We start from the raw sequence: 23,013 nt of genomic DNA, 5'->3' as shown, positions 1-23,013 counted from the left end.
ACATGGCACCCAGAAAAACGACGGCGCGTCCCTCGGGCGCGCCGTGGTTGAGCCTGAAGTACCGGGAAATGCTGGAAGCCTGGCTGTTCGTCAGCCCGACCTTCATCGGCTTCCTGATCTTCTTCCTTGGGCCGCTGGTCGCCATCGTCTATTTTTCGACGACCGAGTGGAACCTGCTCAGCCAGCAGTCGACCTTCATCGGGCTGCGCAATTTCGAGAATGCGCTTCTCGAAAACCCGGATTTCTGGCACGTCGTGCGCAATTCGGTGGTCTTTGCGCTGGGCCTCGTTCCCTTGAACATGGCGCTTGCCCTGGCCCTCGCATTGGCGCTTTCACGGCCTTTCAGAGGCGTCGTCTTCTTTCGTACCATCTTTTTCGCGCCGGTGATCACCTCTGCAATCGCCTGGGCGATCGTCTGGAAGTTCTTGCTGCAGGGCGAAGGCGGAGCCGTGAACCAGATGCTCGCCTGGATCGGCATCGACGGCCCGAACTGGCTGCGCCAGCCGAACTGGGCAATGGCGGCTGTCATTGTCACCCGCGTCATCAAGATGGTCGGGCTGAATATGATCCTCTACATCGCCGCGCTGCAGTCGATACCGCGCGACTACGAGGAAGCTGCGACACTCGAAGGCGCCTCGCGCCGGCAGATCTTCCGGATGATCACCTGGCCGCTGCTTGCGCCGACGACCCTCGTCATCATGGTGCTGACGACCATCGGCTCGTTCAAGGTGTTCGACCACATCTATCAGATGACCGGCGGCGGGCCGGAAAACGGCACGCTGGTGCTCGCCTTCTACATCTACCAGCAGGGATTCAAATTCTTCAACGTCGGCTATGCGTCGGCGCTGGCTCTGATCATGTTCGTCATCGTGATGGCGCTTACCCTGGTGCAGGTGATGTTGCGGCGGAGGGAAATGGAATGACCCCGCGCCAGACCGAGACCCTCTATCGCGTCTGCTGGACTGTCGTGCTTCTGCTGCTGGCGGTGCCGTTCGTATTTCCATTTCTCTGGATGATTTCCGGCGGCTTCAAGAGCACGACCGAAATCTTCGGGACGCCGACGCTGATCCCGCGGGTCTGGCGTTTTGAGAATTTCGTCGAAGTCTTCACCTATCAGCCGTTCGCACGGCAATATTTCAACTCCCTCTACATTGCGGGCACGGTGACCGTGCTGACCCTGCTCATCGCCTCACTCGCAGGCTACGCGCTGGCGCGCATCCGCTTTGCCGGCGCGGGCTTGCTGATGCTGTTCCTGGTGATGGCCCTGATGGTGCCGGAAGAAGTCACCATCATCCCGAATTTCTTTCTCATCAAAACCCTGGGTCTGATCGATACCCACTGGCCTCTCATCCTGCTGCCGGTGTTCGGCCCGCAAGGGGTGATGGCGACGTTCCTGATGCGACAGTTCTTCCTGGCGCTGCCGAAGGAGCTTGAAGAAGCCGGCAAGATGGATGGACTGTCGCGGTTGGGCGTATGGTGGAAGATCGCCCTGCCGATGTCGCGTCCGGCGCTTGCCGCCGTTGCAATCATCACCTTCCTGCATTCGTGGAACCTCTTCCTCGAACCCCTGATCTTCCTGAGCTCGCTGGAAAAATTCACGCTGCCGCTGGCATTGTCGAACTTCAACGACAGCTATGGCCTGCCACTGTGGAACCTGCAGCTGGCGGCGACGAGCCTGGCCGTGGTTCCCATTCTCATCATCTATCTGATCGCGCAGCGCCAGATCATCGAGAGTTTCGCACTCTCCGGCGTCAAGGGATAGGAAGGCCGCCATGACCAAAGTCCTGCTCAAGGATATCCGCAAGCGGTTCGGCACGGCGGAGATAATCCGTGGCATCGACCTCGAAATCGACGAGGGCGAGTTTGTTGTTTTCGTCGGGCCGTCGGGATGCGGAAAGTCGACGCTCCTGCGGTTGATCTCCGGTCTCGAACATATAAGCGACGGCGAACTCCAGATCGGCGGGCGTGTGGTCAACGAGGTGCCGGCAGCCAAGCGTGGCGTCGCGATGGTGTTCCAGTCCTATGCGCTCTATCCGCACCTGACGGTGCGCGACAATATGGGTTTTGGCCTCAAGGTGCGTAAGGTGCCGGCCGAAGAGCGCGCACGCCGGGTCGCCGATGCCGCAGCTACGCTGAAGCTTGAACCGCTGCTCGACCGCTTTCCGCGTCAGCTCTCTGGCGGCCAGCGCCAGCGGGTCGCCATCGGCAGGGCCATTGTCGGCAATCCCGATGTTTTTCTCTTCGACGAACCGCTCTCGAACCTCGATGCGGAACTGCGCGTCCACATGCGTTCCGAGATCGCGGCGCTGCACCGGCGGCTGGCGACAACGATGATCTACGTGACGCACGACCAGATCGAGGCGATGACTCTCGCCGACAAAATCGTGGTGCTGCGGGACGGCAAGGTAGAGCAGGTCGGTTCGCCCCGCGACCTCTACGACAATCCCGGCAATCTCTTCGTCGCACAGTTCATCGGCAGTCCGAAGATGAATATTCTGCCCGCCGCGGTCGCTTCGCGGCTTTCACCAAAAGCCGAAACGCCCAGCGGGACCCAATCGGTTGGCGTTCGTCCGGAGCATCTGACACTCACCGCGCCTGGCAAAAGCACGCTGGAAGGCGTCGTGAGGCTTGCGGAATATACCGGAGCCGTGACCCTGATCCATGTTGAGCTGTCGGGTGGCGAAATCTGTCTCGTCGTTGACGACGGGAACAAAGCGCCGGAAGTCGGTGGCGCCGTCGGCCTTGCAGCGAAGCCGGCTGTCCTGCATTTCTTCGACAAGGAAGGCCGGGCGATCGCGTAAGTCCATCGAGGCTGAACTACAAAAACAAAACCCGCCGGACAGGGTCCAGCGGGCCTGGAGCCGGCGGCGCGGCGTGCCGCACTCAGCCGAGGCTCTTGCTAAGCGAAAAGGTCTTAGAGAGCGGCGCGAGCCACCCGCTCGATTTCCGAGCGCTGGATGCCGAGGTCGTTGAGTTCGCGCGCGTTGAGACGGCTCAGTTCGCGGACGGTCTCGTTATAGCGGCGCCAGTTCTTAAAGCTGCGGATCAGGTTCATTTTCCCCTCCATCTGGGTCATATCGATCTGTGATGGCGCTCAATTAGGCACTTCTGCTCCTTTAGTGAACAGACTCTTTTGCATGGCCGCAATGCGTTTGCTGCATTGCAACATAAATGAACAGTTAATGCCGTTCGAAGGGCGTCAACCGACGTCCAGGACGATCTTGCCGATATGATCGCCGTCCTCGATCCGCTCATGGGCGCGCCAGGCTTCCTTGAGTGGGAAGATCCGGTCCATTACAGGCGCGACCTTGCGGGACGCCAGCAGCGGCCAGACCTGGGCTTCAAGCGCGGCGGCAATCTCGCCCTTGAATTCGGGCGTGCGCGGACGCAGTGTCGATCCGGTGTGGACCAGGCGCTTGACCATCAGCTTGGAGATGTCGGTCTTGGCCGTTGCGCCGCCCTGGGTGGCGATCTGGACGATACGGCCCTCCATGGCAGCGGCATCGTAGTTGCGGGAGACATAGCTGCCGCCGACCATATCCAGGATGACGTCTACACCCCGGCCGCCGGTGGCATCCTTAGCGGCGCGAACGAAGTCTTCCTCGTGGTAGTTGACCACCCGGTCCGCGCCGAGCTTCAGGCAGGCGTCACATTTTTCGCGCGTGCCGGCGGTGACGATGACATAGGCGCCGAATGCCGCCGAAAGCTGTATGGCGGTGGTGCCTATCCCCGAAGAGCCGCCATGGATGAGGATGGTCTCGCCGGACCTCAGACCGCCGCGCTGGAACACATTGTGCCATACGGTGAAGTAGGTTTCAGGCAGCGCCGCGGCTTCGGTGAAGGTGAAGCCGGACGGGATGGGCAGGGCATTGCTGGCGTGGACGGTGACATATTCGGCATAGCCGCCGCCCGCCGTCAGCGCGCAGACCTGTTCGCCGACGCGCCAGCGCGCCGCATTCTCGCCAAGCGCCGCCACTTCACCGGCGACTTCAAGGCCGGGCAGGTCGGAAGCGCCGCGCGGCGCCGGATAGAGTCCCTTGCGTTGCAGCACGTCCGGCCGGTTGACGCCCGCGGCGCGCACCCGAATCAGGATTTCGCCTTCGCCGGGCGCCGGCACATCCCGCCTCTCTGGCTTCAGCACCAGCGGGCCGCCCGGCTCGGAAATGGCAATCGCCGTCATCGTCGCCGGTATTTTCTGTCCGTTCACCATAATCCGTCCGTTTATTCCAAAGTTCGCCGAGGATGATTTTGAACGTTGCCTCGCCCTATGTATGCTGATTGTCAAATCAGGAAAACGGCCAAGTTGGGAGGAACCCTGATGGCGGTCATCGACGACGAACCCCGTAAAAAGCCGGCGACGCATGAGATCGGCCAGGACATAGCCCTGCTTTCAGTGGGGGAACTGACAGAGCGGATCGCGGTTCTGCGCGGCGAGATTTCGCGACTCGAGGCCGAGCTCAAGGCGAAGGACACGACGAAATCCGTGGCCGAGGCGCTGTTTCGCCGCTGATGTAAAAGAGCCGCCGGAGTGCCGCCGCAAGACCAGAAACGCCACATTGTGACGTGAGATCGTTGCACAAGATTTTGAAGCGGACCGATTCGAACGATGTTTGCAACCTACCGGCCGATCCTTTCCCTGCTGCGCGGCACCGCTTTCCTGCTCGCCGCCTCCGGCCTGCACGGGCTGCTATTGCCGCTGCGCGGACAGGTCGAGGGATTTTCGACAGCCGCGCTCGGCCTGATGGGCACAGCCTGGGCCGGCGGTTTCGTCACCGGCTGCTTCTTTGCCCCCAGGATCGTGCGGCGCGCCGGCCATGTCCGGGCCTTTGGCACTTTCGCGGCCTCGGGCGCCATCGTGGCGCTGCTCACCGGCCTCATCATCAACGAATATATGTGGATTTTCCTGCGCGCCTTTACCGGCTTCAGCATGGCTGGCGCTTTCATGGTCATCGAAAGCTGGCTCAACGAGAAGGCCACGAACGAGAACCGCGGCACCGTGTTCGGCCTCTATATGATGGTGACCTACGCCTCCATCATGAGCGGGCAGATGATCGTGGCCGGCGGCGATGTCAAATCGGCGTCGCTGTTCATGATCACCGGCATCTTCTTTTGCCTGTCGCTGATCCCGACGGCGGTTTCGACCGCGTCGCATCCGAAACCGCTGCAGGACGTGAAGCTGAATATACGCGGCCTCTACGCCAATTCCCCGGTCTCGGCGGTGGCCTGCGTGCTGATTGGCATCGCCAATGGCTCGTGGGGTACGCTGGGTGCGGTCTACGGCGCGCGTATCGGCATATCGACGCCGGAGATTGCGCTGATGATGAGCCTGGTCGTGGTCGCCGGCGCGGCGTTCCAATTGCCCGCCGGCCGTCTCTCGGACCGCACCGACCGGCGTTATGTGCTGGCGGGGGCAGCCGTCGGCGCGGTGATCTTCGCGCTGTCGATCTTCATTTTCCAGCCACGGTCGGGCGCTTTCGTCATCATCTGCGCGGCGGCCTACGGCGCCTTCGCCTACACGCTCTATTCGATCGCCGTCGCCCATGCGAATGACCACGCCAATGCCGAGGACTTCGTCAAGGTGTCGGGCGGGCTGCTTTTGCTCTACGGCTTCGGCACGATGATCGGGCCGATGGTCGGCGCCGCTCTTATGGGGCTGTTGCGGCCGGAAGGCGTGTTCCTGGCCGCCGCGCTTGCCCACATGTCACTTGCCGCCTACACGCTCCTGCGTATCAACCGGCGCGCGCCAGTACCCATTGAGGATCGTGAGGCGTTTGCAACACAACCTTCGGAGCGGGCGACGACGCCGGAAGCGGCGCGGCTCGATCCCCGAATAAAATCTGAAACCGACGGTTGAGCTTTGTCGTGGTTTGCCTCACAAATGAGGCCATGATGCTTGAAGATGCATTTGTTGCGATAGCCGATCCCAATCGCCGATATCTGCTGGAAGAACTCAGGCGAGGGCCGAAGACGGTCAGTGAACTTGCATCCGGTCTGCCGGTGTCGCGCCCGGCGGTTTCCCAACACCTCAAGGTTTTGCTCGATGCCGGCCTGGTGAGCGCTAAGGCGGAAGGCACACGCCGCGTCTATGCGGTCAGTGACGCCGGATTTCTCCAGCTCAACATCTGGCTCGACCAGTTCTGGACGGCATAGGCCGTTCGCATGCGTTGTACCGTCACGATGGCGGCGGGCAATCGTCGGCACCATCCCAGAACGGGAAGAAGCGGAAATAAGGCCGCGCCTCGGTGACGACCCGGTCGACCGAGGGCCGCCGCCGCAGCCGGTTGAGGTAAGCGGCGACACGGCCGTGCTCCTTGCCGAATGGCTCGATCTTCGCGGCATAGAAAAGGGCCGGGAAGGCGGCGCAGTCGGCCATCGAAAAGGCTTCGCCCACAGCCCATTCCCTATCCGCCATGTCCTGCTCGATCAGGTCGTAGGATTTGCGCAGTTGCGCCCGCGCCTGTTCGACGCCGAACGGATCCCGCTTGCCTTCGGGACGGATGCGGTCGGCGACGATCGCCTGCATGTGGTGATGGACATAGCTGTCGTAGAAACGGTCGGCGAGGCGGATGTCGCGTGCGGGGTCGCCTGTCGAGACGAGGTCAGCCGGTCCGGGATGATGGGCGGCCAGATATTCGATGATGATGGAGGATTCCGGCACCAACGCGCCACGCTCCCTGTCCTGCAACAGCGGAAATTTGCCCATCGGCCAGAGCTTGAAGAACGCGGTGCGGGAAGCCTCGTCGGCAAGGTCGACGATCACCGGCTCGAACGGTGTGCCGTTCTCATAGAGCGCGATGAGCGGCTTCCAGCAGAAGGAAGCGAGAGGATGGAGATACAGGGTCAGGGACATTGGTCAGCCTTTCGGTTGCGGCGCATCTGTCAGGCGCGCAGATGGGCCGCGATTGCCGTGACAATGAGGGGCCAGTCGCCGCGGTGCAACTCGTGGCCGCCGCCCGGAACCCGGACCAGCCTGGCATCCGCTACCGCCGCGGCGAGCGCTTCGCCATGCTCGACGGGGAAGATCGGATCCGAAGTGCCGTGGACGACAAGCAATCGCGCTTCGAGATCGCGTATGCTTCCCGCCGGTGCGCCATCCATGATGGCGAAATGGTTGGTGGCGCTGGCGAAGCTCCCCGAACGCTCATAGTCCCGGTCGATGAAAGCGCGCATTCCGGCTTCATCGAAAGGATGTGCGGTGCTGGCCAGCATCCGTGCATCTTTCATCATGAAATCCAAAACCTGCGCCTTGTCGGACCAGTCGACGTTCGCCCCGGCGGCAGCGTGATCCTGATAGGCTTGCGTGGTGCCCGGAAGCGTCGACGTATCGATGCCGAGCGGGGACGTGCTGATGACAGTCAGCGAGGCAATTCGGGCCGGATAGGCAAGCGCAAGCGTCTGGGCGATCATTCCACCCATCGACATGCCGACAACATGCGCCTTGTCGACCGTATGATGATCAAGCACGCGGACGGCATCCTTGACCATGTCGTCGAACCCATAACCCGGCTTTCCCGGTTCGTACTTGGTCGATAGGCCGGTATCGCGGTTGTCGTAGCGGAGAACATGGAAACCCTCCGCGGCCAGCGCCTCGCAGAAATCGTCCGGCCACCAGAGCATCGAGGCCATGGCGCCCATGACCAGGAGCACCGAGGGGTTTTCCGGTGTTCCGAAGGACTGCGTGGCAATCGTCACATCACCCTGGCGGACTATTCCGGTGCTCATCACTATTCCTCCAAACTGATTGCATTTTGCAATTGGTTGAACGATAATAAAACCGATATCATAATGCAACTGGTTTTTCTGAGGTGCGTGAAATGGCGATGGATCTGCGGTCCGGCTGTCCCATCAATCTGTCGCTCGAGGTTTTCGGCGACCGCTGGAGCCTGATCATCCTGCGCGACATGATCTTCGGCGGTAAGCGGCACTTTCGCGAACTGCTGACGACCTCCATCGAGGGCATCGCCTCCAATATTCTCGCCGACAGGCTGAAGCGGCTGATGGAATTTGGAATGCTGACCAAGGCCGATGATCCCACGCACAAGCAGAAGGCGATCTACAGCCTGACGGAAAAGTCGATCGCGCTGGTGCCGATCATGGCGCAGCTCGGCGCCTGGGGCCGCGCCTGGCTGCCGGTCAGCGAAGAGCTTTCCATCCGCGCCGAACTTCTGGAAGACGGCGGCCCGGCCATGTGGGAGGCGTTCATGGCCGATCTGAGGGCCGAGCATCTCGGCATCGGCAAGGTCAGACCGATGGATGAATCGGTGCGCGGCAGGCTGCAGGCGGGCTATGAAGCAGTGGTGCTGCGCAAGGCGGGCGCCGCCTCGCCCTAGAGCCTGCCGCGCTCCTGTCGGGTTTGGTCGTCCTGATCGGCGAATAAGTGTTTTCCGCTCCGGTGTTCTTCCAAGACGGCGACGACTGGCTTATCTCCGCCGGATCGCAATCGTCGAACCGGAGATTTCCATGACCGCCCTGCCGCTGGACACCGCACGCACCATCATCGACGCCGCCTTCGCCAAGGGCGCGGAATTGAAGCTCAAGCCGCTGGGCGTCTCGGTGCTGGATGCCGGCGGACATCTGGTCGCTTTCGCGCGGCAGGACGGCGCTTCGTTCCTGCGGCCGCAGATGTCGGCGGGCAAGGCCTATGGCGCGCTGTCCATCGGCATGGGCGGCCGCCGCGTCGAAGCCTTCGCCAAGGAACGCCCACATTTGATAGCCGGCGTTTCCGATGTCTCGGGCGGGAAAGTGCTCCCCGTCGTAGGCGGCGTGTTGATCCGCGACAAGGCGGGTGAGATCGTCGGCGCCGTCGGTATTTCCGGAGATACCTCGGACAATGACGAAGCGGCGGCGATCGCCGGCATCGAGGCAGCCGGACTGACCGCCGACGCCGGCTGAAGGTTCAATGAAGATTGACGTCGCGGCCGGCCGAGCGCAGCGAAACCGAGAAGCCGGCCAGCACGTCGATCAGCGTTATCACCATCAGCGTGAAGAAGACGGAGTGGGCGGCGCCTTTCACCAGCAGGAACTCGACCAGGAAGGCGACGAAGACGAAGGTCGACAGCAGGTGGTCGATGATCGACGCGTTCGATGTGCGGGTCGATTTCAGGATTTCGACAAAGAAAAACGCCAGGCCGATGAGGATCATCAGATCGCCGAGCGTCATCGAGAACACGCCGCCGGACATCATGCCGAGCGAAAAGATTTCCGTCGCCCACGGGTCGCCTTCGACCCCAACGCCGAGGAAACCGGCAAGCCCCAGATTGTAGAGGATGAAAGGCACGATCAGAAGCGGCATACCGGCGAGCATTGGACGGAATCCCTTTGCGGAAGCGTTTCACAGCACCATGAAACGTCTTGGCCGCGGAGAAAAGCGACTTTGGCCATGACGGCGATATTTCCTTGATGTCAGGTCGGAAAATCAAGGCCAGAACGCAAAAGACCGGCCAGCGGCCGGTCCTGCGACAAAGTCCTTGTCCGTTGGAAAGCTCAGCTTTCCTTCGGCTCCAGAACCTGACGGCCGCGATACATGCCGGTCTTCAGGTCGATGTGGTGCGGACGGCGCATCTCGCCGGAGTTCTTGTCCTCGACATAGGTCGGGGCCTTCAGCGCGTCGGCCGAGCGGCGCATGCCGCGCTTGGACGGAGAGGTTTTTCGTTTCGGTACGGCCATGGATATGCTCCACTCAGTCGGTCAAAAGCCCGCGTCGCCCTCGTGAAAGGGCCAGCTGTCGGGCCGGATTTCCAGAAGAAAGTCGCGTGCCTATACACGCCCTGCCGGCTTTTGGCCAGCGCTGGCGCGATTTTTTTTGAAGCCGCCGCCAGCTGCTATCTCAGGCAGCCGACATAGCCGCCCGATCTTGCCGCCCGCCGTTCGATCAGCGAGGCCAGGCGCCGCAGGCCGGGCCCCGGCTTGGCCGGATTGCGGGCGATCGGGTTGGGCAGGCTGACGACCAGCAGCGCCGCCTGGCGCCGCGACAAATTGGCAGCGGAAACGCCGAAATGGTGCTGCGCCGCAGCCTCGATGCCGTAGATGCCCGGTCCCCATTCGGCGATGTTCAGATAGATTTCCATGATCCGCCGCTTCGTCAGGACCGCATCGAAATAGACCGAGAGCGGCAATTCGATGAGCTTGCGCAGACTTCCCAGCGGCCGCGACCAGAGGAAGAGGTTCTTCACCGTCTGCATGGTGATGGTCGAAGCGCCGCGTGTCAGGTCGCCGGTCAGCGCGTCTTCCAGCACGCCCTTCAGTTCGCCGAGATCGACGCCGCGATGCGAGCAGAACTGCCCATCCTCGGACATGATGACGGAATTGGCCAGCACCGGGGCGACGTCGTCGAGCGAAACCCAACGCCGGTCGTAGCCGGAGAAGGTGGCCAGATCCTTCAGCATCAGCGTCGAAACCGGATGCACGAAGGAGGGAAAATAGAGGATCGTCAGCACGACCGGAATCAGCGCCAGGATCACCAGTCCCTTCACCACGGGCCTGATCCGGCCCCTAAGACCAGCGCGAATGCCGCGTTTGGGTCTCGACGCCATACCCAGTTCCTCGATCCTGCGGTCGATGATCGGCTCTACGTCCAACCTTGTAACTCCCTGAACCGGCATACCGGCGCTTGACCGCTTGCGCAATGTCCGACTGTCGGCTACCGCATCCGCAATGTTGAAAGACGACCAAATAGCTTTCGAACTGGCGCTTGCGGCAGGAGCCGATGCCGTCGAGACCGTGTTGAAGCGCCTGCTCGGCGGCGCGCCTCTCGCCGGCGAGATCGCGAGGCCGGACCGCCTGTTCGCGGCCATGCGACACGGCGTGCTGAATGGCGGCAAGCGGCTGCGGCCGTTCATGGTCCTGGAAAGCGCCGCGCTGTTTTCCGGGGAGCGCGCGGCGGCCTTGCGGGTCGCGGCGGCGCTGGAATGCGTCCATTGTTATTCGCTCATCCATGATGACCTGCCGGCCATGGACGACGACGATATGCGCCGCGGGCAGCCGACCGTACATAAAGCGTTCGACGAAGCGACGGCGATCCTGGCCGGCGATGCGTTGCTGACCTTCGCCTTCGACATCCTTGCCGACGAGGCGACCGATATTCCGGCGGAACGGCGCACGGATCTCATCCTGGCGCTGGCGCGCGCCGCCGGTCCCGGCGGCATGGCCGGCGGCCAGATGCTCGACCTCCAGGCCGAACGATCGAAACCGGACGAGGCCGGCATCATCACGCTGCAGGCGATGAAGACCGGCGCCCTGATCCGCTTCGCCTGCGAGGCCGGAGCGATCCTGTCAGGCGCGTCTTCGGAAGATCGCGAAAGGCTGGGCGAATTTGGCTCCGCGGTCGGCCTGGCCTTCCAACTCGCCGACGATCTTCTCGACCTCACCGCCGATGCGCGCACGATGGGCAAGGCGACGGGCAAGGACGCGGCGGCCGGCAAGGCGACACTCGTTGCCCTTCACGGCGAGGAATGGGCGAAAGCGCAGTTGTGGGGATTGGTAAGCCAGGCGCACGCACTGCTTGAGCCCTACGGCGACAAAGCCGCCCTGCTCAAGTCCGCCGCGGCTTTCATCGCCGCACGCGGCAAGTGACCGGCATCGCCGCACGCGGCAAGTGGCCGGCAACACCGCGTTTCGCGGCAGGCTCCAACGAAATCTTAATGGTAATAGAGCGTAATTCCGGCCGTTAACATTGCGTATGTGTTTGGGGTTGCGCATGCCGGAATACTCTTCCTTCATCCGGTCGATCCGGATTCGCTATCTGTCCGGTCTGCTTTTGTTCGCCCTCGCGTCAGGCCTTGCGATGTGGGCCTTGCAGGGCATCAATTCCTTCCGTCACGATGTCGACGGCGTGAGCGGTGGCCTTACCACCCTGACGCGCGATCTTCGCAGCGCGACCGATTTCGCCGAGAATGCCACCAGGATATGGGGGCCCGCAACCCGTGCGGACCTGGCCAAGGCGGCGAGCAGCCATGCGGAACGCATCCGTTTGGAAGTCGAACATCTGTCGGTTCAGATCTCCGCAATCGAACCACGTCTGTCGGAGATGGCTCGCTACGAACTGCGTTCGGCATCGGTGAATGGCGATTTGTTCTGGTCGACGCGTGACATGATCCGCAATCTCAACCTGATGGCCGTGGCGCAGAAGCTCGACGACTGGAGCTTCCGGGAAATCCGCAACCAGAACAATTTCTTCGCCCGGCCGATGCTTATCCGCGCCCGCACCGCCATGGATGGCGAACGGCGGCTTGCCGATGGGCGCAGCGACCGGTTGCTGCTATGGGCCAGCGGCCTGCTGATCGCGGTGCTGGCCCTCGTCGCCTTTTGGATATTCCGGCCGATGGAGAAAGCGATCCACCGCGCCTTCGCCGAGAGCGCCGAGTCGCTCTCCAAGGCGGAGGCCGCCGATCGCGCCAAGTCGGAATTTCTCGCCAATATGAGCCATGAGATCCGCACCCCGATGAACGGTGTGCTCGGTATGGCCGAATTGCTGGCCAAGACCGAGTTGAATCCGCGCCAGAAGACTTTCACCGACGTCATCGTCAAATCCGGCAATGCGCTGCTGACGATCATCAACGACATCCTGGATTTCTCCAAGATCAACGCCGGCCAGCTTACCCTGGAGACAGCGCCTTTTCGGCTGGCGGAAGCGGTCGAGGACGTGGCGACGCTGGTCTCGGCGCGCGTCGCCGAAAAGAATTTGGAATTGATCGTGCGCGTCGATCCGCGCCTGCCGGCCTTCGTCGTCGGCGATGCCGGACGGTTCCGCCAGATCGTCACCAACCTGCTCGGGAATGCGGTGAAGTTCACTGAAAAGGGCCATGTTCTCATTGATGTCGGGGGCGAAGTCACCGATGGCGTCGTCGCGCTTTATGTGCGCGTCGAGGATACCGGCATCGGCATTCCGGCGGACAAGCTGCAGAATGTGTTCGAGAAATTCGCCCAGGTCGACGGCTCGTCCACCCGCCGGCATGAGGGCACGGGCCTTGGGCTGGCGATCGGCGCGCGTCTCATCGATCTCATGGGCGGCAGGATCGGCGTCGAGAGCGAGATCGGCCGCGGCTCGGTGTTCTGGTTCAGCGTGCCCATGCCCGTGCATGAAGCCGACGAGCAGGACTCGGTCGTGCCGGGCGATGTCACCGGCGCGCGCGTACTGGTCATCGACGACAATCCGGTCAACCGCGAAATCCTGCTGGAACAGCTGCGGAGCTGGGGCTTCGATTGCGCCGCGGCGGAAAACGGCGCTGTCGGCCTCGCTTTTCTCGACCGCGCCATCCAGCTTGGCGCATCGGTCGACTGCATCATCCTCGACTACCAGATGCCGGGCATGAACGGCGCCGACGTCGCCAAGGCGATCTCATCCGACAGCCGGCTGTCTTCCATCCCCGTCGTCCTGCTGACGTCGGTCGACCAGATCGATTTCGGCAGGCTGATCATGGAGTTTGGCATTGCTGCGCATCTGACCAAACCGGCGCGCTCGGCGCTTCTGCTCGGCACTGTCATTGGAGCAATCCAGAAAGCGCGTTCGTTGCCGGCCAAAGCGGCGTTCGTGCGCGAGGCGGCGCCCGCGGTGCCGCGCCCGCAGGCCATACAGCGCCCGCAGGCTTTCACCCTCATTCGCAGCCAGCCGGCTGCCGCACCTGTGAATTTGAACGACACTTCCGCTTCCGTGCGACCGGTCGATATACTGATCGCCGAGGACAATGAGGTGAACCAGATGGTGTTCAGCCAGATCCTCAACGGTCTGGGCCTGAGCTACCGCATCGCTAGCAATGGCCGCACGACGGTGGAGATGCATCGAGCATTGAGCCCGAAGCTGATCCTCATGGATGTTTCGATGCCGGAGATGAATGGCTACGAGGCGACGCGCGCCATCCGCGCGGCGGAAGAGGCGACCGGTGCGCATACCCCCATTATCGGCGTCACCGCGCATGCGCTGAAGGGCGACCGCGAAAAATGCATGGAAGCGGGTATGGACGATTACCTGCCGAAACCGATTTCTCCCGATCGGCTTGGCGCCAAGATCGGCACCTGGCTGGGCGAGAGGTTTACCGCCAGGACGGCTTGATCTGAAGCCGGATCGGTCCATCGATACGGGCTCCTGACCGGCTTTTAGCGGTTCCGCACCACCACGCAGGCGCCGCCTGCGCCGCGCAACTGCTGGCAGATGATGTCGGCATTGGCGCGGTCGTCGACGCCGATCCTGACGGCATAGACGCCGCGCCGGCCGATCGGCGAGCGCACGCGCGAGACCACCGGCTTGTGGTTGGCCAGAAGCGCCGGGAAACGGTTGCGCAGCCTCTGCCATTGCCCGACGGCGGCGGAGCGGCGGAAATTGCCGGCCACCTGAACGCCCCAGGGCTTCACGTTGATGGCAGCCATCGGCACCGTCCTCGACATGATGACCGGCAACCTGCGGCAGGCGACGGAAAAGCCGTCCTTCTTGTCCAGCGGCGGGATCGTGCCGGCATAGGCGGTGTTGGTGAAATTCTCGGCCGGTTCGCCCATGACGTCGAGCACATAGTCTTCGGTTTCGAGCGGCAGGAAGCCGCCCGAATTCAGCCAGCGCGCCACGCGCGTCTCGCCGGCATTGTAGGCGGCGGCGGCGAGGCCGAGATTGCCGAAACCGGTTTTAAGCTCGCCTAGATATTTGGCCGAGGCCGGGATGGCCTGTTCGATGTCGAACGGATCGGCGAGGCCGCGCATCTTCGCCGTGCCCGGCATGAATTGCGCAATACCCTCGGCGCCGACAGGGCTGACCGCGTTCGAATCGAACCGGCTTTCCTTCCAGATCAGCCGCGCCAGAAAGTCTTTCGGCAAGCCTTCGCGGCCGGCGTGAAATTCGATGAGATCGCAGACGCGGCCGATAAGGCGCTTTTTCGCCGGCATGGGCGGATCGGCAAGGGTTGAACCGCTGCAAAGAACGCTCATGACAAGAAAGGCCGCGCCGAGAGCTCGCGGCATGGTCTATTCGGCCGCTTGCTGGCCGCCCAATTCAGGTTTTGCCTGACCGAAGCGCTGCTCGATATAGTCGGCGACCATTTTCTCGAAATCGCCGGCGATGTCGGGGCCGCGCAGCGTGGCGGCCTTGCGGCCATCGATGAACACCGGGGCGGTGGGGGTCTCGCCGGTCCCGGGCAGCGAAATGCCGATGTCGGCGTGCTTGGATTCACCGGGTCCGTTGACGATGCAGCCCATGACCGCGACCTTCAAGACCTCGACCCCGGGATACTTCTCGCGCCAGACGGGCATGTTCCTGCGGAGGTCTTCCTGGATGTTCTGCGCCAGTTCCTGGAAAACGGTCGAGGTGGTGCGGCCGCAGCCGGGGCAGGCGGCGACGATCGGCACGAACTGGCGGAAGCCCATGGTCTGCAGCAGTTCCTGGGCCACCTGCACCTCGCGGGTGCGGTCGCCGTTCGGCTCGGGCGTCAGCGAGATGCGGATCGTATCACCGATGCCTTGCTGCAGCAGGATGCCCATGGCGGCCGACGAGGCGACGATGCCCTTGGAGCCCATGCCGGCCTCGGTGAGGCCAAGATGCAAAGCGTGGTTCGAGCGTGTGGCGAGCTCGGTATAGACGGCAATCAAGTCCTGAACGCCGCTGACCTTGGCGGAAAGAATGATCTTGTCGCGGCCAAGGCCGATCTCCTCGGCCATCTCGGCCGACAGGATGGCGGATTGGACGATTGCCTCGCGTGTGACCTCCAATGCGGTCAGCGGCGAGCCGCGGCTCTGGTTCTCGTCCATCAGCCGCGTCAGCAGCTCCTGGTCGAGCGAACCCCAGTTGACGCCGATGCGCACCGGCTTGTCGTGGCGGATGGCCATCTCGACGATATCGGCGAACTGGCGGTCGCGCTTGTCCCTGAAGCCGACATTGCCCGGATTGATGCGGTACTTCGCCAGCGCCTCGGCGCAAGCGGGATGGTCGGTCAAAAGTTTGTGACCGATATAGTGGAAATCGCCGACCAGCGGCACGAACACGCCCAGCCGCTCCAGCCGCTCTCGGATTTTCGGCACCGCAGCGGCGCTCTCGTCGCGGTCAACCGTGATGCGCACGATCTCGGAGCCGGCGCGGTGAAGCGCTGCGACCTGCGCAACGGTCTGGTCGACATCGGCGGTGTCGGTGTTGGTCATCGACTGCACCACAACCGAGGCGCCGCCACCGACCATCACGCCGCCGACATCGACGCCCACAGACACGCGGCGCGGGAAGGGAGAAGAAAAATATCCGGTCATCGCCGGCTGTCCTGATCCAGCAACATCAAGCCATCAGGTGGCGGACGGCGTGCGCCTTGTCAATGGTCACAATGGGCGACCATTCGCCGTACCGGCCAATCGGGGTGGTGCCGATGCGGGATGAAGGAGCGGGCATTTCGCGGGCGGGATGCGCCAATCCGATGGCGCAAGTCAAAGGAAGTCCGGTTTCAAGCCGGTCGCCATCTGTTTGGCCTGTGAGGAAATCAACCTCCGCTCCGGCGACAGTCACATGCCGCCGGCAGAACTAATTCAGGTCGTTCGTGAAGCGTCAGTGCGTGGTCGGTTTCGCCCTGAGCTTTTCAATCTCGTCCTTGATGGCCAACTTGCGTCGCTTCAGGTTGATGATGTCAAGATCGTCGACCGATGGATGAAGCAGGGCTTCGTCGATTTCGCGTTCGATGTCGCCGTGCTTCTTCTGCAGCTCTTCAAGATGGGACGCAAGAGACATGATTGGTTCTCCCTTTCATGGTTTCCTCGAATGCCACCGCAAAGGCGTCCACTTCAGGCCCGCCTTGTGACGGCAGGATGACAGTGTGCCACCGATGCTTCGGGATGTCGAATAATCCGTGGTAGCATTTCCCGATAATGTGAAATGTGATATGGGCTGCGCGCCGGTGAGGAGCACAAGCCGGCCCCGCCCGAAAGGCGCCTTCCTGGCGCCGGAGACTTGCAGAACGGTTGCCATGTCGGAACAGGAACAAGCCGAAGTTCGTCTCGAGTTTGCTCGTTTGAAACAGGAACACGCCGATTTCGACGCGGCCATCAATGCGATGATCGCGATGGGTTGCGATCCCCTGCAAATCCAGCGGATGAAAAAGAAGAAGCTGGCCCTGAAGGACAGGCTTTCGGCGCTGGAAGATCGCATCATTCCCGACATTATCGCCTGAACGGCCCGCTGTTCTTGCGAGGGGTGCCGATTTCCGCTAAGGCGCGGCCTGTCGACTTGTATGGCCGCATTCAGGCAGCGCGACAGCCTGTGTCGCGTTGCGAGAATGATCCGGAGATCCGCCTTTGACCGACCAGCGCGCCGATGTCGCCATCATCATGGGCAGCCAGTCCGACTGGGCGACGATGAGCCATGCCGCCGAAATGCTCGATGCGTTGGGCGTTTCCTACAAGCGAATGCTGATCTCGGCGCACCGCACGCCGGAACGGCTCTACAGCTTCGCCAGGGGCGCGAAAGATGCGGGCTATAAAATCATCATCGCCGGCGCCGGTGGCGCGGCGCATCTGCCGGGCATGACGGCGGCGCTGACGCCGCTGCCGGTTTTCGGCGTTCCGGTGGAATCGAAAGCCTTGTCCGGGCAGGACTCGCTGCTCTCCATCGTCCAGATGCCGGCCGGCATCCCGGTCGGCACGCTCGCCATCGGCAAGGCCGGCGCGGCGAACGCGGCCCTTCTGGCCGCCGCAGTGCTGGCGTTGCACGACGAACCGCTGGCGGCAAGGCTGGACGAGTGGCGGGCGGCGCAGACGGCGAAGATCGCCGCCGAACCGACAGACTCGCCGTGAACGGGCCGCTTCCGGCAGGCTCCGCTATCGGCATCATCGGCGGCGGCCAGCTCGGCCGTATGCTCGCCATGGCCGCGGCGCGGCTGGGTTACCGCACGATCGTCCTCGAACCGCAGGCAGACTGTCCCGCCGCGCAGGTCGCCAACCGGCAGATCGTGGCCGATTACGACGATGGGGCCGCGCTGCGGGAGCTTGCCGCCGCCTGCGACGTCATCACCTACGAATTCGAGAACGTGCCCGTTACCGCCGCGCAGAGGCTTGCCGCCTCGGTGCCGGTTCTGCCGCCGCCGCGCGCACTGGAAGTGGCGCAGGACCGTATGGCGGAAAAGCAGTTCCTCAACGGGATCAGCATTGCAACGGCGCGCTTCTTCCCCGTCGACAATGACGAACAGCTCGCCGCCGCACTTGCCAACTTCGGCGGCAGCGGCGTGCTGAAGACCCGCCGGCTCGGTTATGACGGCAAAGGCCAGCGCGTCTTCCGCAACATGGAGGCCGGCGGCTTCGCCGGCACCTGCGAGGCGATGGGCAATGTGCCGCTGATCCTGGAGTCGCTGGTCGCCTTCGAGCGCGAGATATCGGTGATCGCGGCCCGTGGGACTGACGGTTCGGTCGTGGCCTATGACCCGGCAGAGAACGTCCATAAGAACGGTATTCTTCATAGCTCGACGCTGCCGGCGGCCATTTCAGCGGAAACCGCCTCGGCGGCGCGCGCGGCCGCGGAAAAAATTCTGGCGGCGCTCGATTATGTCGGCGTCATCGGCGTCGAGTTCTTCGTGTTGGCCGATGGCGGCGTGATCGCCAACGAGATCGCGCCTCGGGTCCATAATTCAGGCCATTGGACGGAAGCGGCCTGCGCCATTTCGCAGTTCGAACAGCATATACGCGCGGTCGCGGGCTTGCCGCTCGGGGCTGCCGGGCGACATTCCCATTGCGTTATGGAGAACCTGATCGGGGACGACGTTGACCGGGTTGCGGCATTGCTGGCCGAGCCGGACACAGTGCTGCACCTCTATGGCAAGACGGAAGCCCGCGCCGGGCGGAAAATGGGGCATTTCACCCGGCTGAAACCGCTTTCCAGCTAACGTTTTGCCGACCGGACGGCTTGCCAGCGGTTGACAGGCACGAGCCTCCTCGTTTATGAGCCGGTCACGAATTCAGGCGCGCTGTTTCAGCGCGCTTTTCAGTTAGGCCCGACTGGGCCCAGACCAACGGGCAAGACCATGAAGATCAAGAACTCGCTCAAGGCGCTCAAGGCGCGTCACCGGGACAACCGCGTTGTCCGCCGCAAGGGCCGCGTCTACATCATCAACAAGACCGCGCCGCGCTACAAGGCGCGTCAGGGCTGATCAGCCGTCCTGTTGTGATCCCGCGCCGCGGGGTGCGAACGCTTTCACGCTAAATTCAGTTTGACGATCCGCCGCGACGGGATAGATTCCGGCGCATGCGGATCGTTTTTGCCGTTTGCACGGCCTTTTTCCTGAGCACAGCCCCGTCGCTGCCGGCAGCCGCCGACGATCCGCCGAAGGATGGCTTGGCGAAGAATGAACTGTCGACGGAAGCCGGGCCGCAGACGCGGGCGCAGCATCTCGACAAGCTGTTCACCGACCTCAAGCGAGAGCGCAATGAGAAGTCAGCCGAACGGATCGCCAACCGCGTGTGGGCGCAGTGGAACCAGTCGGGCAGCGCTTCCATCGACCTGATGATGCAGTGGTCGCAGAAAGCCATCGGCGAACAGAAATTCGATGTGGCGCTCGATTTCCTCGATCAGGTCGTCACCTTGCAGCCGACCTATGCGGAAGGCTGGAACCGCCGCGCCACCGTACATTTCATGATGAAGAACTATCAGAAGGCGATGGCCGACATCGAGCAAACGCTCGAGCTCGAGCCGCGCCATTTCGGCGCGATCTCGGGCATGGCCCAGATTTTCAGCGACACCGGCCGCAAGGAGCAGGCGCTCCGGGCCTGGCAGCGGGCGCTCGACGTCTATCCGATGATGCGCAATGCGCAGAACCAGGTTGCCATTCTGTCCGAGGAACTGGCCGGCGAAGGCATTTGATCATCGTGCTCCGGCAAAAACTTATTTGGTTGCAAACTTCTCAGCGTCGGCGCCGTATCTCCTCGTCATGAATCTCGTCTATGCGGCCTTGGCCTTTCTCGCAGCAATCGTTTTCGTTCTCGTCGGCACCACGCGTGTCGGCACGTGGCTGATCGAGCGGCGCAATCCGCCGATCGGCGCCTTTGCCGACATCGATGGCGTGCGCATCCACTATGTGCATGTGAACGGACCTGCGAATCCCGACCTGCCGCCAGTCGTTTTCATTCACGGCGCCAGCGCCAACCTGAAGGACCAGATGCTCCCGCTGCGACCACTGCTTGAGGGCAGGGCGGAGATGCTGTTCTTCGACAGGCCGGGCTTCGGCTGGTCGGAGCGCGGAAACAACGACAATCCATTGGCCCAGGCGAATACGCTGGCGAAGTTGATGGATAGGCTCGGCATCGAAAAGGCGATTGTCGTCGGGCATTCGTTCGGCGGGGCGGTGACGGCCGCGTTCGGCGTCGAACATGGCGACAAGACGCTCGGCCTCGTCTTCGCCGCGGCCGCCACCCATCCGTGGCCGGGCGGCGCGACGTCATGGTACTATGACGTGGCGAAATTGCCGGTCATTGGACGCCTGTTCACCGAAACCCTGACCTATCCGGCCGGGCTGTTCCAACTCGACGCCGCCATGCGCTGCGTCTTCGCGCCCAACAACGCGCCCGACAACTACGGCGAGTTGGCATCGATACCGCTCGTTCTGCGGCCGGCGGCCTTCCGCGCCAACGCCACCGATGTCGCCGGGCTGTATGACAGCGTGCTGGCCCTGCAGCCGCGCTATCGTGATATCAAGGCGCCGACAGTGATCCTCTCCGGCGATCGCGACAGCGTCGTCTATGAGGAACTGCATTCGGGCGGGCTGGCCCGTGACATACCGGGATCGGAACTGGTGTGGGTGCGCAATCTCGGCCACAAGCCGGACTGGATCGCTCCCGACTTGGTGGTCGCCTCGATAGAGAAGCTTGCCGGCAAGGACCGCGACCTGGAAGCGGTTGCGCAGGTGGTAGAAGCCCGCATCGCCGGTGATTCTTTTGGCCGGGGCAGGTGCGCCGATATGCCCGCAACGGACGGTGAACTGGCGCCGACCTGAGTCAGGGCACCAGCTACCGGCCGGGGATCTGCGATCCGATATAGGCGATGCGCAGCATGTTGGTGGAGCCGGGCGTGCGCAGCGGAACACCGGCGGTGATGATGACGCGGTCGCCGGTTTTGCCGAAATTCTCCTCCGCCGCGATGCGGCAGGCGCGCTCGACCATGTCGTCGAGGTCGGTCGCGTCCGGGGAGACGACGCAATGCGTTCCCCACAGCAGCGACAGCCGCCGCGCGGTGTTCAGGATGGGGGAGAGCGCGATGATCGGCACCTGTGGCCTTTCGCGCGCGGCGCGAAGGCCGGTGGCGCCCGAGGCCGTATAGGTGATGATGGCGGACAGTTTCAGCGTCTCGGCGATCTCACGCGCGGCGAGCGAAATGGCATCGGCGCCGGTGGCTTCCGGCTGCGAGCGCTGGGCGTTGATGATGCCGGCGTAAAGCGGGTCCTGCTCGACCTTCTCGGCTATGCGGTTCATGGTGGCCACAGCTTCAACCGGATAGGCGCCGGCGGCGGATTCGGCTGAAAGCATGATGGCGTCGGCGCCTTCGAAGACGGCGATCGAAACGTCCGAAACCTCGGCACGCGTCGGAACCGGCGCCGAGATCATCGATTCCAGCATCTGGGTGGCGACGACCACCGGCTTGCCGGCGCGGCGCGCGGCGCGGGTAATCTGTTTCTGGATGCCGGGAACCGCTTCCAGCGGCATCTCGACGCCAAGATCGCCGCGGGCGACCATCAGCGCATCAGACAATTCGATGATCTCGGCCAGCCTGGCGACAGCCTGCGGCTTCTCGATCTTCGACATCAGCAGGGCGCGGCCGCGCGCGATCTTGCGGGCCTCGGCAAGGTCCTCGGGACGCTGGATGAAGGAGAGCGCCACCCAGTCGACACCCGCCGCGAGCACGGCGTCCAGATCGGTGCGGTCCTTCGGCGTAAGGGCGCCGACAGGCAGTTCGGTGTCGGGAAGCGAGACGCCCTTCTTGTCGGAAATCGCCGTTCCGGAAATCACCGTGCAAACGATGGAGGTGCCATCGGTCCTGATCGCCTTCAACTCGACCTTGCCGTCATCGATCAGCAGGCGGTGACCGGCTTCAACCGAAGCGAGGATTTCGGGATGCGGCAGGAAAACGCGACTGCCATCGCCGGGTTCAGGATTGTTGTCCAGCGTGAAGGTCTGGCCAGCGCTCAGCGCTTCCTTGCCGTTGGCGAATTTGCCGACACGCAGTTTGGGGCCCTGCAAATCCGCCAGAATGCCGATCGGTCGGCCGACAGCCTCCTCGACCGAGCGGATGCGAGCGACCAGCGTGCGCATCAAATCGTGGTCGGTATGGCTCATATTGATGCGGAAAACGTCGGCGCCCGCTTCGAAGAGTTTTTTCAGCATGGCCTCGTCGGAGGAGACCGGACCTACCGTCGCGAGTATCTTGACCTTGCGGCTACGTCTCATTGACCATTGCTTCCGGGGGCGGCGCTGTCGCCGTCCGTTGCGGGCTGATCGGTCAGCTGGACCATCCAGCTCGCCTGCTCACCCGTGTCGTATTCCTGAAATCCGGCGCGCTGAAAGCCTCTGGCGACGCAATCGGTCACGCCCGCGATCTTGAATTCCTTTTCCGCCACGCACATCGAAATCGGCCCATCCCAGCGGCCACCGCGTTCGGCGTCTTCTGCATAAAGATAATAAAACCGCGATGACAACGGTCCCTCGATCAGCGTCTTGCAGCTTGAACCTTCGATGCGCCACCAGCCTTCGGTGATCCAGCCGGCCTTGGCGCGATAGCCGATGCCGACGCCGACGAGGTTCTGCGTCGCGTTGCAGACGCGAAAATCGGCCCTGGCAGGTGTCGCGACGGCAAGCGGCGCCAGCAGAATGGCGAAAAACGCCAGATGTCCAGCGAAGGTTCTACCCGCGCGCGGCCTGCCGGCGATGGTCATTCTCAAGCCCTTGAAGAACGATGTAAGCATGTTCAGACGCCCTTTTCGGAAATGTCCGGGCGCATGTCAACGCGGCGATTTGCGTAAAATCAATCGATTTAGTCGCAAGCAGACATCAGCCCGGCAAACCCACAGACAGATTCTGCAAAAA

The 23,013-nt window shown here is 62.8% G+C and carries 28 protein-coding genes; 16 read left to right on the top strand and 12 right to left on the bottom strand.

Annotated features, from left to right (window positions below; translation table 11 throughout):
- Positions 1-2: 2 nt before the first annotated feature.
- Genes ASD44_RS12625 through ASD44_RS12615 form a run of 3 tightly spaced genes read left to right on the top strand, consistent with a single transcriptional unit; the run spans position 3 to position 2,801 of the window.
- Positions 3-923, top strand: a complete 921-nt coding sequence (locus ASD44_RS12625) for a sugar ABC transporter permease (RefSeq protein WP_056116067.1) — start codon at positions 3-5, stop codon at positions 921-923.
- Complete coding sequence (locus ASD44_RS12620) at positions 920-1,762, top strand: carbohydrate ABC transporter permease (RefSeq protein ID WP_056112447.1); 843 nt, start codon at positions 920-922, stop codon at positions 1,760-1,762. The genes ASD44_RS12625 and ASD44_RS12620 overlap by 4 nt, the downstream gene beginning before the upstream one ends.
- 10 nt (positions 1,763-1,772) lie before the next feature.
- Entirely contained in the window at positions 1,773-2,801 is a 1,029-nt protein-coding gene (locus tag ASD44_RS12615; protein ID WP_056112444.1) for an ABC transporter ATP-binding protein, read from the top strand.
- 113 nt (positions 2,802-2,914) lie between these two features.
- Here ASD44_RS12615 and ASD44_RS18195 read toward each other — a convergent pair whose 3' ends face one another.
- Both ASD44_RS18195 and ASD44_RS12610 read right to left on the bottom strand, forming a co-directional pair.
- A complete protein-coding gene (locus ASD44_RS18195) occupies positions 2,915-3,055 on the bottom strand; it encodes a DUF1127 domain-containing protein (RefSeq protein WP_082542570.1) in 141 nt (46 codons plus the stop codon).
- A gap of 144 nt (positions 3,056-3,199) precedes the next feature.
- A complete protein-coding gene (locus ASD44_RS12610) occupies positions 3,200-4,210 on the bottom strand; it encodes an NAD(P)H-quinone oxidoreductase (RefSeq protein ID WP_056112441.1) in 1,011 nt (336 codons plus the stop codon).
- 108 nt (positions 4,211-4,318) lie between these two features.
- On the opposite strand from ASD44_RS12610, the gene ASD44_RS12605 reads away from it, so the two are divergent.
- The 3 genes from ASD44_RS12605 (at position 4,319) to ASD44_RS12595 (ending at position 6,150) form a co-directional block, all read left to right on the top strand.
- Positions 4,319-4,510: a DUF1192 domain-containing protein gene (locus ASD44_RS12605; RefSeq protein WP_056112438.1), complete on the top strand. Its 192-nt coding sequence runs from the start codon at positions 4,319-4,321 to the stop codon at positions 4,508-4,510.
- 96 nt (positions 4,511-4,606) lie between these two features.
- Complete coding sequence (locus ASD44_RS12600) at positions 4,607-5,854, top strand: MFS transporter (RefSeq protein WP_056112435.1); 1,248 nt, start codon at positions 4,607-4,609, stop codon at positions 5,852-5,854.
- Positions 5,855-5,886: 32 nt separating this feature from the next.
- Positions 5,887-6,150: a metalloregulator ArsR/SmtB family transcription factor gene (locus tag ASD44_RS12595; protein WP_056112432.1), complete on the top strand. Its 264-nt coding sequence runs from the start codon at positions 5,887-5,889 to the stop codon at positions 6,148-6,150.
- Positions 6,151-6,172: 22 nt separating this feature from the next.
- On the opposite strand, the gene ASD44_RS12590 is transcribed toward ASD44_RS12595, so the two are convergent.
- Positions 6,173-6,850: a glutathione S-transferase family protein gene (locus ASD44_RS12590; protein WP_056112430.1), complete on the bottom strand. Its 678-nt coding sequence runs from the start codon at positions 6,848-6,850 to the stop codon at positions 6,173-6,175.
- Between the two features lie 29 nt (positions 6,851-6,879).
- Positions 6,880-7,722 carry an alpha/beta hydrolase gene (locus tag ASD44_RS12585; protein WP_056112426.1) on the bottom strand — a complete coding sequence of 281 codons (843 nt, stop codon included), beginning with the start codon at positions 7,720-7,722 and terminating at the stop codon, positions 6,880-6,882.
- A 92-nt stretch (positions 7,723-7,814) separates the two neighbouring features.
- Here ASD44_RS12585 and ASD44_RS12580 point away from each other — a divergent pair, with 92 nt between their 5' ends.
- Both ASD44_RS12580 and ASD44_RS12575 read left to right on the top strand, forming a co-directional pair.
- Positions 7,815-8,330 carry a helix-turn-helix domain-containing protein gene (locus ASD44_RS12580; protein WP_056112423.1) on the top strand — a complete coding sequence of 172 codons (516 nt, stop codon included), beginning with the start codon at positions 7,815-7,817 and terminating at the stop codon, positions 8,328-8,330.
- Between the two features lie 130 nt (positions 8,331-8,460).
- A complete protein-coding gene (locus ASD44_RS12575; RefSeq protein WP_056112420.1) occupies positions 8,461-8,892 on the top strand; it encodes a heme-binding protein in 432 nt (143 codons plus the stop codon).
- A 4-nt stretch (positions 8,893-8,896) separates the two neighbouring features.
- Here the strand turns inward: ASD44_RS12575 and ASD44_RS12570 are convergent, their stop codons facing one another.
- The 3 genes from ASD44_RS12570 to ASD44_RS12560 form a co-directional block, all read right to left on the bottom strand.
- Positions 8,897-9,304, bottom strand: coding sequence for a hypothetical protein (locus ASD44_RS12570; protein WP_056112416.1), 408 nt, complete (start codon positions 9,302-9,304; stop codon positions 8,897-8,899).
- 179 nt (positions 9,305-9,483) lie between these two features.
- Positions 9,484-9,666, bottom strand: coding sequence for a 50S ribosomal protein L32 (rpmF, locus tag ASD44_RS12565; protein WP_006203806.1), 183 nt, complete (start codon positions 9,664-9,666; stop codon positions 9,484-9,486).
- Between the two features lie 155 nt (positions 9,667-9,821).
- On the bottom strand, positions 9,822-10,532 hold the full coding sequence (locus ASD44_RS12560; RefSeq protein WP_200946466.1) for a transglycosylase domain-containing protein: 711 nt from the start codon (positions 10,530-10,532) through the stop codon (positions 9,822-9,824).
- 121 nt (positions 10,533-10,653) lie between these two features.
- Here ASD44_RS12560 and ASD44_RS12555 point away from each other — a divergent pair, with 121 nt between their 5' ends.
- Both ASD44_RS12555 and ASD44_RS12550 read left to right on the top strand, forming a co-directional pair.
- Positions 10,654-11,571 (top strand): polyprenyl synthetase family protein, encoded by a 918-nt coding sequence (locus ASD44_RS12555; protein WP_056112410.1) that lies wholly within the window; start codon positions 10,654-10,656, stop codon positions 11,569-11,571.
- 124 nt (positions 11,572-11,695) lie between these two features.
- A complete protein-coding gene (locus ASD44_RS12550; protein WP_056116064.1) occupies positions 11,696-14,047 on the top strand; it encodes a response regulator in 2,352 nt (783 codons plus the stop codon).
- 44 nt (positions 14,048-14,091) lie between these two features.
- On the opposite strand, the gene ASD44_RS12545 is transcribed toward ASD44_RS12550, so the two are convergent.
- The 3 genes from ASD44_RS12545 to ASD44_RS12530 all read right to left on the bottom strand — a co-directional run bounded on the left by ASD44_RS12545 (position 14,092) and on the right by ASD44_RS12530 (position 16,684).
- Positions 14,092-14,943, bottom strand: coding sequence for a lytic transglycosylase domain-containing protein (locus ASD44_RS12545; RefSeq protein ID WP_056112406.1), 852 nt, complete (start codon positions 14,941-14,943; stop codon positions 14,092-14,094).
- A 3-nt stretch (positions 14,944-14,946) separates the two neighbouring features.
- Entirely contained in the window at positions 14,947-16,215 is a 1,269-nt protein-coding gene (gene ispG / locus ASD44_RS12540; protein WP_056112404.1) for a flavodoxin-dependent (E)-4-hydroxy-3-methylbut-2-enyl-diphosphate synthase, read from the bottom strand.
- Positions 16,216-16,504: 289 nt separating this feature from the next.
- Positions 16,505-16,684, bottom strand: a complete 180-nt coding sequence (locus tag ASD44_RS12530; protein ID WP_056112395.1) for a DUF465 domain-containing protein — start codon at positions 16,682-16,684, stop codon at positions 16,505-16,507.
- A 235-nt stretch (positions 16,685-16,919) separates the two neighbouring features.
- Here ASD44_RS12530 and ASD44_RS12525 point away from each other — a divergent pair, with 235 nt between their 5' ends.
- The 6 genes from ASD44_RS12525 (at position 16,920) to ASD44_RS12500 (ending at position 20,930) form a co-directional block, all read left to right on the top strand.
- A complete protein-coding gene (locus tag ASD44_RS12525; protein ID WP_056112392.1) occupies positions 16,920-17,123 on the top strand; it encodes a YdcH family protein in 204 nt (67 codons plus the stop codon).
- Between the two features lie 124 nt (positions 17,124-17,247).
- On the top strand, positions 17,248-17,745 hold the full coding sequence (gene purE, locus ASD44_RS12520) for a 5-(carboxyamino)imidazole ribonucleotide mutase (protein ID WP_056112389.1): 498 nt from the start codon (positions 17,248-17,250) through the stop codon (positions 17,743-17,745).
- Positions 17,742-18,827 (top strand): 5-(carboxyamino)imidazole ribonucleotide synthase, encoded by a 1,086-nt coding sequence (locus ASD44_RS12515; RefSeq protein ID WP_082542569.1) that lies wholly within the window; start codon positions 17,742-17,744, stop codon positions 18,825-18,827. Before purE ends, ASD44_RS12515 begins: the two co-directional genes overlap by 4 nt.
- A 138-nt stretch (positions 18,828-18,965) precedes the next feature.
- Positions 18,966-19,091 carry a type B 50S ribosomal protein L36 gene (gene ykgO / locus ASD44_RS12510; RefSeq protein ID WP_056112386.1) on the top strand — a complete coding sequence of 42 codons (126 nt, stop codon included), beginning with the start codon at positions 18,966-18,968 and terminating at the stop codon, positions 19,089-19,091.
- A 95-nt stretch (positions 19,092-19,186) separates the two neighbouring features.
- A complete protein-coding gene (locus tag ASD44_RS12505; RefSeq protein WP_056112383.1) occupies positions 19,187-19,801 on the top strand; it encodes a tetratricopeptide repeat protein in 615 nt (204 codons plus the stop codon).
- A 67-nt stretch (positions 19,802-19,868) separates the two neighbouring features.
- Complete coding sequence (locus tag ASD44_RS12500) at positions 19,869-20,930, top strand: alpha/beta hydrolase (protein WP_056112380.1); 1,062 nt, start codon at positions 19,869-19,871, stop codon at positions 20,928-20,930.
- A gap of 13 nt (positions 20,931-20,943) precedes the next feature.
- On the opposite strand, the gene pyk is transcribed toward ASD44_RS12500, so the two are convergent.
- The gene (pyk, locus tag ASD44_RS12495; protein WP_056112376.1) at positions 20,944-22,377 is read right to left on the bottom strand and encodes a pyruvate kinase; all 1,434 of its coding nucleotides are present in this window, start codon (positions 22,375-22,377) and stop codon (positions 20,944-20,946) included.
- Positions 22,374-22,862 carry a DUF1036 domain-containing protein gene (locus tag ASD44_RS12490; protein WP_056116060.1) on the bottom strand — a complete coding sequence of 163 codons (489 nt, stop codon included), beginning with the start codon at positions 22,860-22,862 and terminating at the stop codon, positions 22,374-22,376. The genes pyk and ASD44_RS12490 overlap by 4 nt, the downstream gene beginning before the upstream one ends.
- Positions 22,863-23,013: the final 151 nt, after the last annotated feature.

This window comes from Mesorhizobium sp. Root554 (genome assembly GCF_001427025.1).
Taxonomy (GTDB): Bacteria; Pseudomonadota; Alphaproteobacteria; order Rhizobiales; family Rhizobiaceae; genus Mesorhizobium.
This window is presented reverse-complemented; position numbering and strand designations above follow the sequence as displayed.

What these genes read in the sequence shown, in the direction of transcription:
- ASD44_RS12625 (WP_056116067.1), top strand. Translation starts at nt 3, where the DNA reads ATGGCACCCAGAAAAACGACGGCGCGTCCCTCGGGCGCGCCGTGGTTG.
- ASD44_RS12620 (WP_056112447.1), top strand. Translation starts at nt 920, where the DNA reads ATGACCCCGCGCCAGACCGAGACCCTCTATCGCGTCTGCTGGACTGTC.
- ASD44_RS12615 (WP_056112444.1), top strand. Translation starts at nt 1,773, where the DNA reads ATGACCAAAGTCCTGCTCAAGGATATCCGCAAGCGGTTCGGCACGGCG.
- ASD44_RS18195 (WP_082542570.1), bottom strand. Translation starts at nt 3,055, where the DNA reads ATGAACCTGATCCGCAGCTTTAAGAACTGGCGCCGCTATAACGAGACC.
- ASD44_RS12610 (WP_056112441.1), bottom strand. Translation starts at nt 4,210, where the DNA reads ATGGTGAACGGACAGAAAATACCGGCGACGATGACGGCGATTGCCATT.
- ASD44_RS12605 (WP_056112438.1), top strand. Translation starts at nt 4,319, where the DNA reads ATGGCGGTCATCGACGACGAACCCCGTAAAAAGCCGGCGACGCATGAG.
- ASD44_RS12600 (WP_056112435.1), top strand. Translation starts at nt 4,607, where the DNA reads ATGTTTGCAACCTACCGGCCGATCCTTTCCCTGCTGCGCGGCACCGCT.
- ASD44_RS12595 (WP_056112432.1), top strand. Translation starts at nt 5,887, where the DNA reads ATGATGCTTGAAGATGCATTTGTTGCGATAGCCGATCCCAATCGCCGA.
- ASD44_RS12590 (WP_056112430.1), bottom strand. Translation starts at nt 6,850, where the DNA reads ATGTCCCTGACCCTGTATCTCCATCCTCTCGCTTCCTTCTGCTGGAAG.
- ASD44_RS12585 (WP_056112426.1), bottom strand. Translation starts at nt 7,722, where the DNA reads ATGAGCACCGGAATAGTCCGCCAGGGTGATGTGACGATTGCCACGCAG.
- ASD44_RS12580 (WP_056112423.1), top strand. Translation starts at nt 7,815, where the DNA reads ATGGCGATGGATCTGCGGTCCGGCTGTCCCATCAATCTGTCGCTCGAG.
- ASD44_RS12575 (WP_056112420.1), top strand. Translation starts at nt 8,461, where the DNA reads ATGACCGCCCTGCCGCTGGACACCGCACGCACCATCATCGACGCCGCC.
- ASD44_RS12570 (WP_056112416.1), bottom strand. Translation starts at nt 9,304, where the DNA reads ATGCTCGCCGGTATGCCGCTTCTGATCGTGCCTTTCATCCTCTACAAT.
- rpmF (WP_006203806.1), bottom strand. Translation starts at nt 9,666, where the DNA reads ATGGCCGTACCGAAACGAAAAACCTCTCCGTCCAAGCGCGGCATGCGC.
- ASD44_RS12560 (WP_200946466.1), bottom strand. Translation starts at nt 10,532, where the DNA reads ATGGCGTCGAGACCCAAACGCGGCATTCGCGCTGGTCTTAGGGGCCGG.
- ASD44_RS12555 (WP_056112410.1), top strand. Translation starts at nt 10,654, where the DNA reads ATGTTGAAAGACGACCAAATAGCTTTCGAACTGGCGCTTGCGGCAGGA.
- ASD44_RS12550 (WP_056116064.1), top strand. Translation starts at nt 11,696, where the DNA reads ATGCCGGAATACTCTTCCTTCATCCGGTCGATCCGGATTCGCTATCTG.
- ASD44_RS12545 (WP_056112406.1), bottom strand. Translation starts at nt 14,943, where the DNA reads ATGCCGCGAGCTCTCGGCGCGGCCTTTCTTGTCATGAGCGTTCTTTGC.
- ispG (WP_056112404.1), bottom strand. Translation starts at nt 16,215, where the DNA reads ATGACCGGATATTTTTCTTCTCCCTTCCCGCGCCGCGTGTCTGTGGGC.
- ASD44_RS12530 (WP_056112395.1), bottom strand. Translation starts at nt 16,684, where the DNA reads ATGTCTCTTGCGTCCCATCTTGAAGAGCTGCAGAAGAAGCACGGCGAC.
- ASD44_RS12525 (WP_056112392.1), top strand. Translation starts at nt 16,920, where the DNA reads ATGTCGGAACAGGAACAAGCCGAAGTTCGTCTCGAGTTTGCTCGTTTG.
- ykgO (WP_056112386.1), top strand. Translation starts at nt 18,966, where the DNA reads ATGAAGATCAAGAACTCGCTCAAGGCGCTCAAGGCGCGTCACCGGGAC.
- ASD44_RS12505 (WP_056112383.1), top strand. Translation starts at nt 19,187, where the DNA reads ATGCGGATCGTTTTTGCCGTTTGCACGGCCTTTTTCCTGAGCACAGCC.
- ASD44_RS12500 (WP_056112380.1), top strand. Translation starts at nt 19,869, where the DNA reads ATGAATCTCGTCTATGCGGCCTTGGCCTTTCTCGCAGCAATCGTTTTC.
- pyk (WP_056112376.1), bottom strand. Translation starts at nt 22,377, where the DNA reads ATGAGACGTAGCCGCAAGGTCAAGATACTCGCGACGGTAGGTCCGGTC.
- ASD44_RS12490 (WP_056116060.1), bottom strand. Translation starts at nt 22,862, where the DNA reads ATGACCATCGCCGGCAGGCCGCGCGCGGGTAGAACCTTCGCTGGACAT.